At 72.3% G+C, this 16,776-nt stretch carries 16 protein-coding genes; 8 read left to right on the top strand and 8 right to left on the bottom strand.

Going from position 1 to position 16,776, the window contains the following annotated elements:
• Positions 1-2,145: 1,4-alpha-glucan branching protein GlgB (gene glgB, locus E1293_RS15215; RefSeq protein WP_132198043.1), on the top strand; the 2,145-nt coding region annotated here is incomplete at its 5' end.
• 9 nt (positions 2,146-2,154) lie between these two features.
• Positions 2,155-2,505 carry an ACT domain-containing protein gene (locus E1293_RS15220; RefSeq protein WP_132198044.1) on the top strand — a complete coding sequence of 117 codons (351 nt, stop codon included), beginning with the start codon at positions 2,155-2,157 and terminating at the stop codon, positions 2,503-2,505.
• A gap of 12 nt (positions 2,506-2,517) precedes the next feature.
• On the opposite strand, the gene E1293_RS15225 is transcribed toward E1293_RS15220, so the two are convergent.
• Positions 2,518-3,375 carry an NUDIX domain-containing protein gene (locus E1293_RS15225; RefSeq protein ID WP_132198045.1) on the bottom strand — a complete coding sequence of 286 codons (858 nt, stop codon included), beginning with the start codon at positions 3,373-3,375 and terminating at the stop codon, positions 2,518-2,520.
• 103 nt (positions 3,376-3,478) lie between these two features.
• On the opposite strand from E1293_RS15225, the gene E1293_RS15230 reads away from it, so the two are divergent.
• Genes E1293_RS15230 through E1293_RS15240 form a run of 3 tightly spaced genes read left to right on the top strand, consistent with a single transcriptional unit; the run spans position 3,479 to position 6,170 of the window.
• Entirely contained in the window at positions 3,479-3,961 is a 483-nt protein-coding gene (locus E1293_RS15230) for a PaaI family thioesterase (RefSeq protein WP_243716242.1), read from the top strand.
• Between the two features lie 35 nt (positions 3,962-3,996).
• Positions 3,997-5,700, top strand: a complete 1,704-nt coding sequence (gene sppA / locus E1293_RS15235; RefSeq protein ID WP_132198047.1) for a signal peptide peptidase SppA — start codon at positions 3,997-3,999, stop codon at positions 5,698-5,700.
• Positions 5,697-6,170, top strand: a complete 474-nt coding sequence (locus E1293_RS15240) for a flavin reductase family protein (protein WP_341770188.1) — start codon at positions 5,697-5,699, stop codon at positions 6,168-6,170. The genes sppA and E1293_RS15240 overlap by 4 nt, the downstream gene beginning before the upstream one ends.
• Here E1293_RS15240 and E1293_RS15245 read toward each other — a convergent pair.
• On the bottom strand, positions 6,167-6,703 hold the full coding sequence (locus E1293_RS15245; RefSeq protein WP_132198048.1) for a ferritin-like domain-containing protein: 537 nt from the start codon (positions 6,701-6,703) through the stop codon (positions 6,167-6,169). The genes E1293_RS15240 and E1293_RS15245 overlap by 4 nt on opposite strands.
• 796 nt (positions 6,704-7,499) lie before the next feature.
• On the opposite strand from E1293_RS15245, the gene E1293_RS15250 reads away from it, so the two are divergent.
• Both E1293_RS15250 and E1293_RS15255 read left to right on the top strand, forming a co-directional pair.
• Positions 7,500-8,186 carry an RNA polymerase sigma factor gene (locus tag E1293_RS15250; protein ID WP_165978233.1) on the top strand — a complete coding sequence of 229 codons (687 nt, stop codon included), beginning with the start codon at positions 7,500-7,502 and terminating at the stop codon, positions 8,184-8,186.
• Positions 8,183-8,512: a hypothetical protein gene (locus E1293_RS15255; RefSeq protein ID WP_132198050.1), complete on the top strand. Its 330-nt coding sequence runs from the start codon at positions 8,183-8,185 to the stop codon at positions 8,510-8,512. The genes E1293_RS15250 and E1293_RS15255 overlap by 4 nt, the downstream gene beginning before the upstream one ends.
• Positions 8,513-8,708: 196 nt before the next feature.
• On the opposite strand, the gene hutI is transcribed toward E1293_RS15255, so the two are convergent.
• Genes hutI through hutH form a run of 5 tightly spaced genes read right to left on the bottom strand, consistent with a single transcriptional unit; the run spans position 8,709 to position 15,679 of the window.
• Positions 8,709-9,866 (bottom strand): imidazolonepropionase, encoded by a 1,158-nt coding sequence (gene hutI, locus E1293_RS15260; RefSeq protein ID WP_207938870.1) that lies wholly within the window; start codon positions 9,864-9,866, stop codon positions 8,709-8,711.
• A 22-nt stretch (positions 9,867-9,888) separates the two neighbouring features.
• Positions 9,889-11,244 (bottom strand): formimidoylglutamate deiminase, encoded by a 1,356-nt coding sequence (locus E1293_RS15265; protein ID WP_132198052.1) that lies wholly within the window; start codon positions 11,242-11,244, stop codon positions 9,889-9,891.
• Positions 11,245-11,254: 10 nt separating this feature from the next.
• On the bottom strand, positions 11,255-12,454 hold the full coding sequence (locus tag E1293_RS15270; protein ID WP_207938871.1) for an allantoate amidohydrolase: 1,200 nt from the start codon (positions 12,452-12,454) through the stop codon (positions 11,255-11,257).
• An 11-nt stretch (positions 12,455-12,465) separates the two neighbouring features.
• Positions 12,466-14,118, bottom strand: coding sequence for a urocanate hydratase (hutU, locus tag E1293_RS15275; protein ID WP_132198053.1), 1,653 nt, complete (start codon positions 14,116-14,118; stop codon positions 12,466-12,468).
• A 10-nt stretch (positions 14,119-14,128) separates the two neighbouring features.
• Entirely contained in the window at positions 14,129-15,679 is a 1,551-nt protein-coding gene (gene hutH, locus E1293_RS15280) for a histidine ammonia-lyase (protein ID WP_424923634.1), read from the bottom strand.
• A gap of 80 nt (positions 15,680-15,759) precedes the next feature.
• Between hutH and E1293_RS15285 the strand changes: the two genes are divergently transcribed.
• Positions 15,760-16,521, top strand: a complete 762-nt coding sequence (locus tag E1293_RS15285; protein ID WP_132198054.1) for an IclR family transcriptional regulator — start codon at positions 15,760-15,762, stop codon at positions 16,519-16,521.
• Positions 16,522-16,533: 12 nt separating this feature from the next.
• On the opposite strand, the gene E1293_RS15290 is transcribed toward E1293_RS15285, so the two are convergent.
• Positions 16,534-16,764 (bottom strand): MbtH family protein, encoded by a 231-nt coding sequence (locus tag E1293_RS15290; RefSeq protein WP_132198055.1) that lies wholly within the window; start codon positions 16,762-16,764, stop codon positions 16,534-16,536.
• Positions 16,765-16,776 lie beyond the last annotated feature (12 nt).

The following is a 16,776-nucleotide window of genomic DNA, read 5'->3' on the forward strand; positions in this document are numbered from 1 at the left end:
GGCCGGGACGGCGTGACGGTGCGGGCCCTGCGCCCGCTGGCGGAGAAGGTCGAGGTCGTCCTGCCGAACGGCGACCGGCATCCGCTCCGCCACTTCCACCAGGGGCTGTTCACCGGGACGCTGCCGGACGGGTCGTCCCTCTCGGGCGACGACGGGAGCAAGGCGCCGCTCGCCGTCCCCGACTACCGGCTCGCCGTCACCTACGGGGACGGCATCGAGACGGTCCAGGACGATTCGTACCGGCATCTGCCGACGCTCGGCGAACTCGACCTGCACCTGATCGGCGAGGGCCGGCACGAGGAGCTGTGGCAGGCGCTCGGCGCGCGGGTCCGCTCCTACGCGTCCGCGTTCGGGACCGTGTACGGGACGGGTTTCGCGGTGTGGGCGCCGACGGCGCGCGGCGTGCGCGTGGTCGGCGACTTCAACCACTGGGACGGCCGCGCCTACCCGATGCGGTCGCTCGGCTCCACCGGCGTCTGGGAGCTGTTCATCCCGGGCGTGGGCGACGGCATGTGCTACAAGTACGAGATCCTCGGCGCGGACGGTGTGTGGCGCACCAAGGCCGACCCCATGGCGCAGTTCACCGAACGTCCTCCCGCGACGGCGTCCCGTGTGTACACGTCGTCCTACGAGTGGGGCGACGGCGACTGGATGGACGGCCGCAAGGAGCACGACTGGCTGCACGAGCCCATGAGCGTGTACGAGGTGCACCTCGGGTCGTGGCGGCCTGGGCTCGGCTACAAGGAACTGGCCGAGAACCTGACCGAGTACGTGCGCGACATGGGTTTCACGCACGTGCAACTGCTGCCGGTCGCCGAGCACCCGTACGGACCGTCCTGGGGCTACCAGGTGACGTCCTACTACGCGCCTACGGCGCGGTTCGGCAGCCCGGACGACTTCCGCCATCTCATCGACCGCCTCCACCAGGCGGGTATCGGCGTCATCATGGACTGGGTGCCGGCCCACTTCCCCAAGGACGAGTGGGCGCTGGCACGGTTCGACGGCACCGCCCTGTACGAGCACGACGATCCGGCGCGCGGCGAGCATCCCGACTGGGGGACGCTCGTGTTCAACTTCGGGCGCGCCGAGGTCCGCAACTTCCTGGTGGCGAACGCGTCGTTCTGGCTGGAGGAGTTCCACATCGACGGGCTGCGCGTGGACGCCGTCGCCTCCATGCTGTACCTGGACTACTCGCGCGAAGAGGGCGAGTGGACGCCCAACATCTACGGCGGCCGCGAGAACCTGGAGGCCATCTCCTTCCTCCAGGAGATGAACGCGACGGTCTACAAGCGCAACCCCGGCATCATGACGATCGCGGAGGAGTCGACGGCCTGGCCCGGCGTGTCCCGTCCGACGCATCTGGGCGGGCTCGGCTTCGGGTTCAAGTGGAACATGGGCTGGATGCACGACACGCTCGAGTACATGCGGCACGAGCCCGTGTTCCGGCACTACCACCACAACGAGATCACGTTCTCGCTGGTGTACGCGTTCTCGGAGAACTACGTCCTGCCGCTGTCGCATGACGAGGTCGTCCACGGCAAGGGGTCGCTGCTGAGCAAGATGCCGGGCGACGGCTGGCAGCAGTTCGCCGGGCTCCGCGCGCTGCTCGCCTACATGTGGTCGCATCCCGGCAAGCAGCTGCTGTTCATGGGGCAGGAGTTCGGGCAGGGCGCCGAATGGGCGGAGGAACGCCCGCTGGACTGGTGGCTGATGGAGAACGCCGCCGAGGGCGCCAACCATCTGGGGCTGCAGAAGCTCGTCCGCGAACTCAACCGCGCCTACCAGGCGGAGCCCGCACTGTGGACGCGCGACAGCGACCACGAGGGTTTCCGCTGGATCGACGGCAACGACGCGGGCGGAAACACGCTTTCGTACCTGCGCTATGGGACGTCCCAGGGCGGTGAGCCACCGGTGATGGCGTGCGTCATCAATTTCGCTGGGAACCCGCACGAGGACTACCGGCTCGGCCTTCCGCGTGAGGGCGCCTGGCGCGAGGTCGTCAACACCGACGCCTACGAGTACGGCGGCAGCGGTGTCGGCAACCTCGGCCGCGTCGAGGCGACCACCGAGCCCTGGCACGGGCTGCCCGCGTCAGCGGCGATACGTGTTCCGCCCCTGGGCGCGGTCTGGCTCGCCCCTGAATAGTCTGTCGGGATGCGTCTGCACATCGTCCCGGGACAGTTCATGGTGGAGCACCTCCCACACGCGACGTTCCCGGAGGACGACGAATGGGTCGCGCTCGTACGCGCCCCAGAGGGGCTGACCGTGGTCCGGGACGCGTCACCGTTCGTGGAGACGGAACGCTGGGTCGGCTTCTACGGCGACACCGCCCACTCCCTGGACACGCCCGGCATGCTCGCGGGGGTCGTGGGGCCGCTCGCCGAGGCCGGGGTGCCCGTCTTCGTGACCTCGACCTACCACGCCGACCTGGTCCTCGTCCCGGAGCACCGGCTGAAGGAGGCCACGGCCGCGCTGCGCGACGCCGGGCACGGCGTCGAGGCCTGACCGCGCCGAGGACTAGAGGCGTCCCAGGAGCCAGCGCGGGCCGGTGACGGCGGCGCCTGCGGCCTCGCAGCGTGCGCGCAACTCGCGGTCGGCCGTGACGACCAGGTGGTCGCTGCCCGGCCCGCCCTGCTTGACGAGGTCGACGATCTGGTCGTCGCCGCTGCCGGGCGCGGCCACGACCCGCACGCCGTTGGACGGCTCGTCCGCCACGCCCCGCGCGGCGCCCTCGACGACCAGCACGACTTCGGGGAAGCAGCGGTCGAACGGGAAGACCCCCTCCGGGAGGCCGCGTACACCGCCGCCCAGCTTCTTCAGGTCGTCGCGCAGCCGCGCGTTCGCGCCCGCCCTGTCCTTCCACCAGCCGTCGGCGCGGGCGCCCACGACGTTCGCCGCGTCCACGACGAGGACGAGCCCCTTCATCGCGTCCTGCAGGCGGGGCCAGGAGCGCGCGAACGGCTCGAACAGCTTGCGGTCGGTGACCTCGTCCTCCCGCACCCACTCGGCCCTGCGGGTCTCCCGCGACGCGGGGTCCACGTGGACGCGCCTGGACAGCGAGCCGATCACGGACGTGAACGACCAGCCGCCGTGGTCCTCGACGCTCGTCCCGTGGACGTCCAGGATCCGGGTGTCGAGCGTGCACTCCTCGCGCGTCTCCCGGAGCGCGCCGGCGACGGTGTCCTCGTGGCTGTGCAGGGCGCCGCCGAACATGCCCCACGTCCCGCCGCCGATCCCCCACCACGCGCGCTGCTGGAGGAGCACCCACACCCGGCCCTCGGCGTCGCGGTGGTAGGCGAGCAGGCCGGCCGCGCCGAACCGTCCCCAGTGCGTGTGGCCCTGCCCGCATCCGGCCCAGCCGTCGCCGTCACCCATGCGTCCGACCCTAGCGCCGGACATCGGTGACGAACGGCACAGTGTCGCGCCCAGCGATCTCCGAATACCATTCGGGCATCCCACTAAGGAGAACGAGTTGAGCGTGGAGGCGGGCCCGGAGGCCCTGCGGCGGGCGGCCGGGCTGTGGAACACGCTGTCCGGGGCGGAGTTCATCCGGGAGATGATCGGCCGGCAACTGCCCGACTTCTCCGACATCTCCGATTTCATCGGGCAGCAGGTGCGGGACGCCGAGCCCGGCCGGGTGGAGATCGCGTGGACGCCCGGAGAGAAGCTCTGCAACCCCGGCGGCGCCGTCCACGGCGGCTACATCGCGATGATCCTCGACAACGCGGTCTGCCTCGCCGCGGCCAGCACCGGCGAGCGGTTCACGCCGATGCTCACCCTCAACCTCAGCATCGACTACCTGCGCGGCGTCAAGGCGGACCAGACCTACACCGTCACCGGGACGTGCGTGCACCCGGGCGCCACCCGCATGGTCTCCAACGCCGTGATCATCGACGCGCGCGGCCGCCCGGTCGCCCAGGCGTCCGCCAGCGTGATCCCCAACAAGGCCTTCGCGCGCTGACGCCCGGAGCGGGGAACGGCACATAGGCTGGGGCCATGGTTGATCCCGGCACAGTCGTCAACGTGATCAAACAGGCCCGCGACCGGCGGACGGCCCCGCTGATCCTCGAACTGGACCTCACCGAGGGCATCGTGGAGACCGCGCCGTCCGACCCGATCTCGGCGATCCTGTCCATGCGCCGCACGGGCCTGCGGGACGTCCTGGACGGGCTGCGCCGCGCCCGCACCGACAGCCGGGTGCGCGCCCTCGTCGTGAAGGTCACCGGCGGCGTCGGGCTGGCGATGGCGCAGGAGCTGCGCGAGGCCGTCCAGGCGCTGCGGGACGCGGGCAAGCTCACCGTCGCGTGGGCGGAGACGTTCGGCGAGAGCGGCCGCGGCACCGTCCCGTTCTACCTGGCCACCGGGTTCGACAAGGTCTACCTGCAGCCGACCGGCGAGGTCGGGCTCACCGGCGTCGCGCTGGAGGAGCCGTTCTTCGCGGGCGCCCTGGAGAAGGCGGGCGTCCAGCCCCGGTTCGCCAAGCGGTACGAGTACAAGACCATGGCGAACACGTTCATGGAGAAGACCTACACGCCCGAGCACGAGGAGTCCTCGCAGCGGCTCGTCACCTCGCTCGGCGAGCAGATCACCGCCGGCATCGCCGCCGCCCGCGGCCTCCCCGAGGACAGGGTCCGCGAGCTCACCGACCACGGCCCGCTGCTCGCCGCCGAGGCGCTGGAGGAGAACCTGGTCGACCACCTCGGCTACCGCGACGAGGTGTACGCCGCCCTGCGCGAGGAGTTCGGGGCGGAGGCGCAGCTGCGCTTCGTCGCCCGCTACAACCGCGCGCACAGCCTCGCGAGCCGCCTCCCGCAGCCCGGCAAGCAGGACGTCGTCGCGTTCATCAACGGGCAGGGCCCCATCCGGCTCGGCCGCAGCGGCCGCGGCGGCCCGCTCCCGAACTCGGGCCCGGCGATGGGCTCGGACACGATCGGCGCCGCGTTCCGCGCCGCCGTGAAGGACGACCGCGTCAAGGCGATCGTGTTCCGGGTGAACAGCCCGGGCGGCTCCGCCGTCGCCTCCGACACGATCTGGCGCGAGGTGGTCCTCGCCCGCCGCGCCGGCAAGCCGGTGGTCATCTCGATGGGCAACGTCGCCGCGTCCGGCGGCTACTACGTCTCGATGGCCGCCGACGCGATCGTCGCGCAGCCCGGCACCATCACCGGCTCCATCGGCGTCGTCGTCGGCAAGGCCGTGGTGAACGACCTCCTCGACCGCGTCGGCATCGGCCTCGGCTCCGTCGCCGACGGCGACCACGCCCGCATGTTCAGCGCCACCAAGGACTTCAGCGACTCCGAGTGGGAGCGCGTCAACGCCTCCCTCGACAAGATCTACGACGACTTCACCGCGAAGGTCGCCGAGGGCCGCGACCTGTCCCGCGAACGCGTCCACGAACTGGCCCGCGGCCGCGTCTGGACGGGCGCCGACGCCAAGGACAACGGCCTCGTCGACGAGCTCGGCGGCATCGACCTGGCCCTCGACCTGGCCCGCAAGAAGTCCGGCCTCGCCTCGGACGCCCCGGTCCGCCTCTACCCGCACTCCTCGCCCCTGGAGCGGCTGCGCCCGCCGGAGTCCAGCGAGGACCGCACCGCCGCGTCCGCCCGCTTCGACGCCTGGGGCTCCCTCGGCGGCCTCGCCGCCCGCCTGGGCCTGCCCGCCGCCGGCCCGCTCACCCTGCCCGGCGCCTGGGAGATCCGCTGAACACGGGCTTCGCCGAGGCCGTCGCGGGCTTCGCCACGGGCGTGGTCGTCCTGACCGTCCGCGACGGCCGCGACGACCTCGGCACCACGGTCACCTCGTTCATGTCGGTGTCCCTGGATCCCCCGATGGTCCTGGCGAGCGTGTCCACGACCTCTTACCTCACCGAGGTCCTGACCCGCCAACCCCGCTGGGCGGCGACGATCCTGTCGGCGAACCAGCGGGCCCTGGCAGGCCGCTTCGCCTCCGAGGGCCGCCCCAGCGCCCGGATCCTCCTCGCAAGCCTCCCCCACCACCGCGGCGAACACTCGGACGCCCTCATCCCGGAAACGGGCGTCGCGGCCCTGGAATGCGAAACCCGCCACATCCTGGAATCCGGCGACCACACCCTCTTCACCGCCGAAGCCCTCGCCACGGACTACACGACCCGCGACCAAGAACCCCTGATCAGAGTCAACCGCCGCTACCTCTAGCCCTTGGGGAGGCGTTCGAGGAGGCCGCGGAGGTCGTCGGCGTGTTCTTCCTCCTGCGCCAGGATGCGCTCGAAGACGCGCTTGGTCGTGGGGTCGCCGTCGCCGAGCCACTGGACGATCTCGGTGTAGGACGCGATGGCGATGCGCTCCGCGACCAGGTCCTCCTTGATCATCTCGACGAGGTCGAGGCTGGCGTCGTACTCGGCGTGCGCGCGGGTGGTGAGGGTGTCGGGCGAGAAGTCGGGGTCGCCGCCGAGCTGGACGATCCGCTCGGCCAGCATGTCGGCGTGCTGCTGCTCCTCGGCCGCGTGCTGGAGGAACTCGCCCGCGACGGCCTCGGCGTGGATGCCGGTGGCCGTGTAGTAGTGCCGCTTGTAGCGCAGCGTGCACACGATCTCGGTGGCCAGCGCCTCGTTGCACACCTGGATCACGCGCGTGACGTCCGCGCCGTAGGCCTCGGTGATCGGGCCTTTGTCGATCTCCTGGCGGGCGCGCTCACGCAGGGTCTTGATGTCCGTCAGGAACTCAGCCATTCGGGGGCCTCCACAGTCGACTACTGCGCCCCCTCTACCCGACGACCCGCTTTCCACACTGCGGCGGGGCGACGGGGGCGACGGCGTCCAAGAGGCGGCGGGTGCCCGGGTAGGGGCTGCCGGATGGAGGCACCAACGCCCGGCCGGAGTGCTCGGCCGGCCGCCGACACACGAGAAGACTCCATTCTCTCCTCCACTCTGCACACGAGTCTGCACGTGCAAACGAGCCGCGACTGACACAATGCACGAGATTCTCACTCGACAGAAACATCGCATGGCGCGATGTTCGCGTGAAACAAGGCCTGTTCGACTTTGCCGCCAGCAACGTGGGACACAACTCTCGCTGGCCAGAGGGCCCGCAGCGAAAGGCTTACTGTAATTTTCACCGAGTTCGGCCATTGGGCTAATGATCGCTTAACGGCGGATCTTCCGATTGGCGACCGAGCACTGCCGACCGGGATATGCTTCCGATCAATCGACGCCCGTTTTGGCGGCTTTGTGATGGACGAAGCGTCCGATAGGGCGTGTAAGGCACCCTCGTCATTGATACGAGGAACACACCATGCCGGTTGAGACGGCCAGGCGGCGCCCACCACCCTCGGGCGTTCCGGCCGACCCGGGCGCCGAGCCCGGCTCACCGGCGGCCCCGACCGCGGCACCGCGCCCACAACGGCGGTGACGGCCGGGCACATGACGGCGGTCCCCCCGTGCGGAACAGCTGCGGGGAGACCCCGCCATGGGACGAGGCCCGGGCACCGCAGCCCGCTCACGGCCCACGTCCGGGAGGGGAGCTGAGATGGGAGGCCTGCCTCACGACCCGCGCACCGAAGCGGGCTCCGATCCCGCCTCGGACCTGTTCGAGCACCTGCACGGCAAGTACCGGGAAAGGGTGCTGCGCTGCATCCGGCGGATCCTCGGCCGCTCCGGTATCGGCATCGACGATGTCGCCCAGGAGACGTGGATCAAGGTCTTCGAGAGGCTGGACGAGATTCGCACCAACCCCCGGGCCCACATCCTGACCATCGCGTCCCACGAGGCCGTCAACGCCATCAGGGAGGCGAGCCGGCTCAGGAGCCTTCTGGAGGAGTACGGGTCGCTCATGGACGAGAAGGAGCAAGAGCGGGCGCTGGAAGCCCTGGAGGCCGCCATGGCGAAGGAGGCCGGGCAGGACGGGGCAGCGGAGCAGGACGGGGCTGCCGCGCCGGACGCCCGCGACGACGCGTCCGCTCAGCGCAGGGCGCTCATCGAGCGGGCGTGGAGGGCCATGGACGAGCTCTCGCCGCGACAGCGCGCGGTCATCTCGATGTGGATCGCCGAGGACCCGCCCCCCACCGGCGAGGAGATCGGGCATCACCTGGACATCGGCCGCAAGACCGCGGAGACCCATCGCCGCCGCGGCCTGCAGAACCTGCGCCGGGCTCTGGAGGACCAGGAACCTCCGGAGTCTTCTTCCGGAGGCGCAGAGGAAGGAGCGCAACGATGAAGCGAAGGAGGAACCATCCCGCGACAGAATCCACCTGCCACGCCGTCACCGAACCGACCCGTGCGGAGCTGCGGCGGCTGCTGCGCGACGCCGTGAACGAGGAGATCGCGGCCGAGGCTGCCGATCCGGAGACCCGCGCGCGCGAGGTCGCCGAAATCCGCCGCATCGCCGGCCGACGGCGGGCCGCCGCCGGCCGCCGGCCACCGACACCGGGACCGACCCGGATGCGAGCGCCGATCGGCTCGCGGAGGGTGCCGATCTCCACGGCGTACGGGGGCCGTCGCCGGCCGGGCGCTTACGGCGCACGGCCGTCGCCGCCACGGTGACCACGGCGGGCGGTATCGCCTGGGCATCCGTCACTCTCGCGAAGGGCGCAGCCCAGCTGTGGGTCGTCCTCACGGGTGCCGGGCTGCTCACCGCTCACGTAGTCGTGCACTTGACATGTTCACCGCGAGGCCGCGGAGAGAGGAGTCGTGGTTGAGCAAGAACGGGATCGAGTGATCAGGGCCCTCCCTCTCACGGTCAGCCGACACGGTGGCCGTGTTTCCACACGGCGGCTGTTTGGGGGACGCCGGGGCGGTAGGCCAGGTGGATGTGGGACGGGGCCGTCAGGACGTGGACGTCTGCCCGGGCGCCCGGGGTGAGGTGGCCCACGTCGGTGCGGCGTAGGGCTCTGGCGCCGCCTGCGGTGGCGGACCAGACGGCCTCGGCCGGGGTCATGTGCATGTCGCGGACGGCCACGGCGATGCAGAAGGCCATGCTGGAGCTGTAGCAGGAGCCCGGGTTGCAGTCGGTGGCGAGGGCGACGGTGGCCCCGGCGTCCAGGAGGCGGCGGGCGTCCGGGTAGGGCTGGCGGGTGGAGAACTCGACGCCCGGCAGGAGGGTCGCGACCGTTCGGGATGAGGCCAGGGCGTCCACGTCGGCGTCGCTTAGGAACGTGCAGTGGTCGGCGGACGCGGCGTCCAGTTCGACGGCGAGCTGCACGGCGGGGCCCTGGGTGAGCTGGTTCGCATGGAGGCGGGGCGCCAGGCCCGCCTTGATGCCCGCTTGCAGGACTTCGCGGGCCTGGTCGGCGTCGAAGGCGCCCTGTTCGCAGAAGACGTCCACCCAGCGGGCGTGCGGGGCGCAGGCCGACAGCATGTCCGTTGCCGCCAGGCGGGTGTAGGCGGCGGTGTCGTAGCCGGCGGGGACGACGTGGGCGCCCAGGTAGGTGACCTCGTCGGCGAGTTCGGCGGCGATGCGGACGGCGCGTTCCTCCTGCTCGACCGTGAGGCCGTAGCCGGACTTGCATTCGACGGTCGTGGTGCCCTGGCGGGCCATTTCGCCGATGAGGCGGCGCAGGTTGTCGCGCAGGTCGTCGTCGGACGCGGCGCGAGTGCGTTCGACGGTGGTGCGGATGCCGCCGGCCGCGTACTTCTGGCCGCTCATCCGGGCCGCGAACTCCTCGGCGCGTTCACCGGCGAAGACGAGGTGGGCGTGGGAGTCCACGAAGCCGGGGAGGACGGCCCGTCCGGCGGCGTCGAACGATTCGTCGGTGGCGGGGGCCCCTGCGGCCGGGCCCGTCCACGCGACGGTTCCGTCCTCGATCACGAGGGCCGCGTCGCGGATGACGCCCAGGCCGTCGCCGGCGGCGGGGTCGTTGGTGACGAGTTCCCCGATGTTCGTGATGACGGTGCTCACCAGGGCAGCCTCTCACGCCGTGTCATTCGGGGCCGGGGGCCGTGACGGTGGTGATGGCGTCGGTCAGGGCGGCGGGGACGTCGTCGATCAGGAGGTGGCGGCCGTCGTGGACGACCTGGCGCCCGGAGACGACCACGTGCCGGACGTCGGCGGACGTCGCGGCGAAGACGGCGGCCTCGGCGGCGTAGCCGGGGGCGGCGCCGGCGGTGCGGACCGAGCCGAGGTCGACGGTCACCAGGTCGGCGTACGCGCCGGGTTCCAGGCGTCCCGCCTCGGGCCAGCCGAGCCCGTAGTGGCCGTTGGACGTGGCGGCGGCGAGCAGCTCACCGGCCGTCCAGTGGCCGCGGGCCCGGGTGCGCAGGCGCTCGTCCAGCTCGACCGCGCGGGCCTCCTCGAACAGGTCGATGACGGCGTGCTGGTCGGAGCCGAGGCAGATCGGGGAGCCGGCGTCGGCCAGCGCGCGGGCGGGGCCGATGCCGTCGGCGAGGTCGCGTTCGGTGGTCGGGCACATGCACACGCCGGTCATCGTCGTGCCGAGCAGGCCGATGTCCTCGTCGGTGAGGTGTGTCGCGTGGACGGCGGTGGTGAGCGCGCCGAGGGCCCCCGCCTCGGCGAGCAGGCGGGTCGGGGTCATGCCGTAGGCGTCCAGGCAGTCCTGGTTCTCGGCGGGCTGCTCGGACAGGTGGACGTGCAGCGGGGCGCGGTGCTCCTTCGCCCAGGACGCGACGGCGCGCAGCTGCTCGCGCGGCACCGCCCGGACGGAGTGGATCGCGGCGCCGACGCGAGCGTGCAGCCGCCCGGACTTGTCGGTCGCCTCGTGCAGGGACTCGACGCGGCGGACCCAGTTGCCGGCGGTGCCGTCGCCGAAGCGCAGCTGCGGGCCCGTGAGGGGCCGGCCGATGCCGCCGGTGAGGTAGCAGGTGTCCAGGAGCGTGATCCGGATGCCCGCGTCGGACGCGGCGCCCATCAGCGCCTCGCCCATCGCGTTCGGGTTCCCGTAGGGGGCGCCGCCCGGTTCGTGGTGCAGGTAGTGGAACTCGCCGACGCAGCTGATCCCGGCGAGGGCCATCTCGGCGAACACGGCGGTGGCGAGGGCTCGGTAGGAGTCGGGGTCGAGGCGGTCGGCGACCTTGTACATCTGCTCGCGCCATGTCCAGAACGTCCCGGAGTGGGCTTGGACGCGGGAGCGGAGGGCGCGGTGGAACGCGTGGGAGTGCGCGTCGGCGAGGCCCGGCAGGGTCAGTCCGGGCAGGTGCTGGGCGTGCGGGGAGGGCGGGACGCCGGCCGCGACGCTGGTGATCCGCTCGCCGTCGGCCTCGATGAGCACGTCGGCCGCCACGCCGTCTCCGAGCCAGGCGAGCTGGGCATGCCACTGCATGTCAGGATTCCTACCCGCGCGTCAGGTCGTCCAGTACCGCGGTGAGGGCCTCGACTCCGGCCAGCCGGTCCGCCGGTTCGGCGAACTCGGCGGGCGCGTGCGAGACCCCGGTCGGGTTCCGGACGAACAGCATCGCCGCCGGCAGCCGGGCCGACAGGACGCCGGCGTCGTGCCCGGCCCCGGTCGGCAGGACCGGGACCCCGCCCAGCGTCGCGGTGATCCGGTCGCGCAGCGCCAGGTTGAAGTCGACGATCTCGGTGTAGGACTCCTCGGCGAAGTCGACGCTCACCCGGTGCGGGCGCGCGGCCACGCGGGCGGCCTCGTCGACGTCCTTTACGGTCCGGCGGACGGCGTCGTCCAGCGGGCCTCGGGCGTCCAGCCAGGCGGTGACGGACGACGGGATCGCGTTCACCCCGCCTGGCACGACCTTGATCTTCCCGACCGTCGCGACCGTGCCGTTGCGCTCGGCTGCCTCGCGCGCGGCGATGACCATGTGCGCGAACGGGAGCATGGGGTCGCGCCGGTCGCTCAGGCCGGTCGTCCCGGCATGGTTGCCCTCGCCCGCGAAGTCGAACCGCCAGCGGCCGTGCGGGACGATCGCGCTCGCGACCCCGACCGGCTCGTCCAGCGCCCGTCCTTGCTCGACGTGGAGTTCGACGTAGCAGGAGATCCGCGCGAGGAGGCCGTCGTCCGGGCCGATCGCCTCGGGGTCGAACCCGGCGTTGTGCATGACCTCGGCGAACGTGTGGCCGTCGGCGTCGGTCAGGCCGCGGGCCCGCGCCGGATCGATCGCCCCCGACAGCAGCCGCGAGCCCAGGCACGCCACGCCGAACCGCGCGCCCTCCTCCTCGGCGAACGCCCCGATCCCGATCGGCCGCCGCGGCGTGACGCCGCGTCCGCGCAGGTCGTCGAGCGCGGCGAACGCGGACACGATGCCGAGCGGCCCGTCGAACGCTCCCCCGCCCGGGACGGAGTCGAGGTGGCTCCCGGTCAGGACGGCGTCGCCGCGCGACCCGTCGGCGGGGAGCCACCAGGCGAACATGTTGCCGTTGGCGTCGTGCTCGACGTCGAGGTCGCGGCGGCGCGCCTCGTCCAGGAACCAGGCGCGGCACTCCAGCTCCGCGGGCGTCCACGCGAACCGGTGGTACCCACCGGTAGCCTCATCCCGCCCGACGGGCAGGAGCTCCGCCCACATCTCCTCGAAACTCACCTTGCCTCAACTCAAAGCATCGGGAGGCGGACGCCTCGTTCGGCGGCCACCTCGGTGGCTGCTTCGTAGCCCGCGTCCGCGTGGCGCATCACTCCTGTGCCCGGGTCGTTCGTCAGGACTCGCTGAAGCTTCTCGCCTGCCAGCGGCGTTCCGTCGGCTACGCAGACCTGGCCGGCGTGGATGGAGCGGCCGATGCCGACCCCGCCGCCGTGGTGGATGGACACCCAGGTCGCGCCGGACGAGGTGTTGAGCATGGCGTTCAGCAGCGGCCAGTCGGCGATCGCGTCCGAGCCGTCCTTCATGCCCTCGGTCTCCCGGTACGGGCTGGCGACCGAGCCGCAGTCGAGGTGGTCGCGGCCGAGGACGATCGGCGCGCTGATCTCGCCGCGCGCGACGAGGTCGTTGAACACCGCGCCCGCCTTGTCGCGCTCGCCGTAGCCGAGCCAGCAGATCCGGGACGGCAGGCCCTGGAAGTGCACCCTCTCCTTCGCCATCCGGATCCACCGGGTCAGCGGCTCGTTGTCTGGGAAGAGGTCGAGGATCGCCTTGTCGGTGCGGGCGATGTCCTTCGGGTCGCCCGAGAGCGCCGCCCACCGGAACGGGCCCTTGCCCTCGCAGAAGAGCGGCCTGATGTAGGCGGGCACGAACCCGGGGAACTCGAAGGCGCGCGCGTAGCCGGCGAGCTGCGCCTCACCGCGGATCGAGTTGCCGTAGTCGAACACCTCGGCGCCGGCGTCCTGGAAGCCGACCATCGCCTCGACGTGGGCGGCCATCGACGTGCGGGCCTTGGCGATGAAGCCGTCCCGGTCCTTGTCGCGTTCGGCGGCCATGTCCTCGAACGCCACGCCCCGCGGCAGGTACATCAGCGGGTCGTGCGCACTGGTCTGGTCGGTGACGATGTCGATCGGGGCGCCGCGCCGGAGCAGTTCGGGGACGACGTCGGCCGCGTTCCCGAGCACCGCGATCGACAGCGGGCGCCGCTGCGTCCTGGCCTCTTCGGCGAGGCGCAGCGCCTCGTCCAGGGACTCGGCGCGGACGTCGCAGTACCGGTGCGCGACGCGCCGCTCGATCCGGGACGGGTCGCACTCGACGCAGATCGCGACGCCGCCGTTCATCGTGACGGCCAGCGGCTGGGCGCCGCCCATGCCGCCGAGCCCGGCGGTCAGCGTGACGGTCCCGGCCAGGGTGCCGCCGAAGCGCTTCTCGGCGACCGCCGCGAACGTCTCGTAGGTGCCCTGCAGGATGCCCTGCGTCCCGATGTAGATCCACGACCCGGCGGTCATCTGCCCGAACATCGTCAGCCCGAGCGACTCCAGCCGGCGGAACTCCTCCCACGTCCCCCACTGCGGGACGAGGTTGGAGTTCGCGATCAGCACGCGGGGCGCCCACTCGTGCGTCCGGAAGATCCCGACCGGCTTGCCGGACTGGACGAGCAGCGTCTCGTCGCCCTCCAGGTCCGACAGCGACCGGAGGATGCCGTCGAAGGCGTCCCAGTTCCGGGCGGCCTTCCCGGAGCCGCCGTAGACGACCAGCTCGTCCGGGTGCTCGGCCACCTCGGGGTCGAGGTTGTTCTGGATCATGCGCAGGGCGGCCTCCTGCGGCCAGCCCTTGGCGGCGGTCAGCGCGGTGCCGCGCGGCGCGCGGACGGGACGGGGTCCAGACATGTCGGGCTCCTTAGGCGAGCGGGCCGGTGACGGCCTCGGCGGCGGCGACGAGCGAGCCGTCCCGGACCAGGGCGGCCGCGGCGGCGATCTCGGGGGCGAGGTAGCGGTCCGGGCCGGGCGGCGGGACGGTCTCGCGCAGTTTCGCGACCACGGCGGCGGTCGCCGGTCCGGGCCGCAGCGGGGTGCGCAGGTCGAGGGCCCGCGCGGCGGTGAGGATCTCGATGGCGACCACCTGGGCCAGCCCGTCCACCGCCCTGCGCAGCTTCCGGGCCGCGTTCCAGCCCATGGAGACGTGGTCCTCCTGCATGGCCGAGCTGGGGATCGAGTCGGCGCTGGCGGGGGCGGCCAGCCGCTTCAGCTCGGAGACGATGCTCGCCTGCGTGTACTGGGCGATCATGTGGCCGGAGTCGACGCCGGGGTCGTCGGCGAGGAAGGCGGGCAGCCCGGCGGACCGCCCCTTGTCGAGCATCCGGTCGGTGCGCCGCTCGGACATCGACGCGACGTCCGCGGCGGGCACGGCGAGAAAGTCGAGCACATAGGCCACGGGCGCCCCGTGGAAGTTGCCGTTGGACTCCACCCGCCCGTCCGGGAGGACGACGGGGTTGTCGATGGCGGACGCCATCTCCCGCCCGGCGACCAGTTCGGCGTGTTCGAGGGTGTCGCGGGCGGCGCCGTTCACCTGCGGGGCGCAGCGCAGCGAGTAGGCGTCCTGCACCCGGGTGCAGTCGGGGCCGCGATGCGACTCCATGATCTGCGAGGCGTCCAGCAGCGCCCGCAGGTTCGCCGCGGACGCGGCCTGCCCGGGATGGGGCCGGAGGTTCTGCAGGTCGGCGGCGAAGACCCGGTCGGTGCCGAGCAGCGCCTCGACGCTCATCGCGGCCGCCAGATCGGCGGTGGTGAGCAGCCTCCGCAGGTCGTTCATGGCGAGGACGAGCATGCCGAGCATCCCGTCCGTCCCGTTGAGGAGGGCGAGCCCTTCCTTGGCGCCGAGCAGGACGGGCGAGATCCCGGCCTCCGCCAGCGCCTCCCCCGCCGGCCTCAGTTCGCCGTTCGCGTCCCGGACCGAGCCCTCACCGATCAGCGCGAGCGCCACATGGGCGAGCGGCGCCAGATCGCCGGAACATCCCAGGCTCCCGTACTCGAAGACCTGCGGTGTGATGCCCGCGTTGAGCAGTCCGGCCAGCGTCCGGGCCGTGGTCGGCTGGACGCCCGTCCGCCCGGTGGCGAGCGTCCGCAGCCGCAGCAGCATCAGCGCCCTGACGACCTCGCGCTCGACCTCGGGCCCTGATCCCGCCGCGTGCGACCGGACGATGTTGAGCTGCAGTTGCGCCCGCAGCTCCGGCGCGATGTGCCGGGTGGCGAGCGCCCCGAAACCCGTCGACACCCCGTACACGGGCGTGGGGCGGGCCGACAGCTCCTCGACGTGGGCCCGCGCCTCGCCGATCAGCTTCAGCGCCCCGTCCGTCAGCGAGACCCGTGCACCGTCCCGGGCGACCGCGACGACCTGCTCGAACGCCAGCGGTTCCGGCCCGACCTCAACATCCCCCATATCGAAACCCATACCCACCATTGGAACGCGCGCCGGGCCGGAGCCCCAGCCCTCGGCGGCGTCCTGTGTCTCAGATACGAGACAATGGGGGAATGAGCCAGGTGCCCGCCGCCCGCCGCGCCCTCGCGGTGCTCCGCCTGCTGGCCGCCGCGCCCGGCCCGCTCCCCGCCTCGGCGATCGCCCGCGCGCTCGGCCTCCCCCGCTCCAGCACCTACCACCTGCTGACCGCGATGGCGGCGGACGGCTTCGTCATCTCCATCCCGGAGGAGCGCCGCTGGGGCCTGGGCGTCGCCGCCTTCGAGGTCGGCTCCGCCTACCTGCGGCACGAGCCGCTGGAGCGGCTGGCGCGTCCGCTCCTGCGCCGCCTGGTCGACCAGGTCGGCGAGATCGCCCAGCTGGGCGTCCTGCACGGCGCCGAGACCCTCTACCTGCTCAAGGAGCAGCCGCCCCGGCACGCCACGCTCGTCACCGACGTCGGCGTCCGGATGCCCGCGCAGCTCACCGCGAGCGGCCGCTCGATGCTCGCGCACCTGCCTTCCGCGCAGGTGCGGGCCCTGTTCCCCGGCCGTTTCGTGGACCGCACCGGCCGCGGCCCGTCCTCCCTGCGCGAACTGCGCCGCGTCCTCGCCGAGGACGCCCGCCGGGGCTGGTCGGCGGAGGACGGCCACGTCACCGAGGGCTTCGCCAGCATCGCCGCCTGCGCCTTCGACCACACCGGCCACCCCACCGCCGCGATCACGGTGACGTTCCGCCGCGAGGACCATCCCGAGGAGGGGCGGCCGCGCCTGGCCGGGTCCGTCCGCGCGACGGCCGCCGCGCTCACGACCCGGCTGACCGGCCGCCCGCCCTCCTGACCGGCCCCTGCCTCAGGCGGGCGCCGCCTCCGTCTCGGCCATGCGGCGGACCAGGCTCTTCGGCCGCATGTCGGTCCAGTGCTCGTTGACGTAGTCGAGGCAGGCCTGGCGGTCGTCCTCGGGGTGGGCGACGGTCCAGCCCTGGGGCACGGGGGTGATGACCGCCGGCCACAGCGAGTGCTGTCCCTCGTCGTTGACGAGGACCAGGAAGCGGCCGTCGGTGTCGTCGAATGGGTTGGCCATGGTTTCCTCTCG

This window comes from Actinomadura darangshiensis, from assembly GCF_004349235.1.
GTDB classification, from domain to species: Bacteria; Actinomycetota; Actinomycetes; order Streptosporangiales; family Streptosporangiaceae; genus Spirillospora; species Spirillospora darangshiensis.

Bases quoted from the DNA above. Each gene is read 5' to 3' on its own strand.
- E1293_RS15290 (WP_132198055.1), bottom strand. From the start codon at position 16,764: ATGGCCAACCCATTCGACGACACCGACGGCCGCTTCCTGGTCCTCGTC.
- sppA (WP_132198047.1), top strand. From the start codon at position 3,997: ATGGTTGATCCCGGCACAGTCGTCAACGTGATCAAACAGGCCCGCGAC.
- E1293_RS15225 (WP_132198045.1), bottom strand. From the start codon at position 3,375: ATGGGTGACGGCGACGGCTGGGCCGGATGCGGGCAGGGCCACACGCAC.
- hutU (WP_132198053.1), bottom strand. From the start codon at position 14,118: ATGTCTGGACCCCGTCCCGTCCGCGCGCCGCGCGGCACCGCGCTGACC.
- E1293_RS15245 (WP_132198048.1), bottom strand. From the start codon at position 6,703: ATGGCTGAGTTCCTGACGGACATCAAGACCCTGCGTGAGCGCGCCCGC.
- E1293_RS15265 (WP_132198052.1), bottom strand. From the start codon at position 11,244: ATGCAGTGGCATGCCCAGCTCGCCTGGCTCGGAGACGGCGTGGCGGCC.
- E1293_RS15250 (WP_165978233.1), top strand. From the start codon at position 7,500: ATGGGAGGCCTGCCTCACGACCCGCGCACCGAAGCGGGCTCCGATCCC.
- E1293_RS15285 (WP_132198054.1), top strand. From the start codon at position 15,760: ATGAGCCAGGTGCCCGCCGCCCGCCGCGCCCTCGCGGTGCTCCGCCTG.
- hutH (WP_424923634.1), bottom strand. From the start codon at position 15,679: ATGGGTTTCGATATGGGGGATGTTGAGGTCGGGCCGGAACCGCTGGCG.
- E1293_RS15255 (WP_132198050.1), top strand. From the start codon at position 8,183: ATGAAGCGAAGGAGGAACCATCCCGCGACAGAATCCACCTGCCACGCC.
- E1293_RS15220 (WP_132198044.1), top strand. From the start codon at position 2,155: ATGCGTCTGCACATCGTCCCGGGACAGTTCATGGTGGAGCACCTCCCA.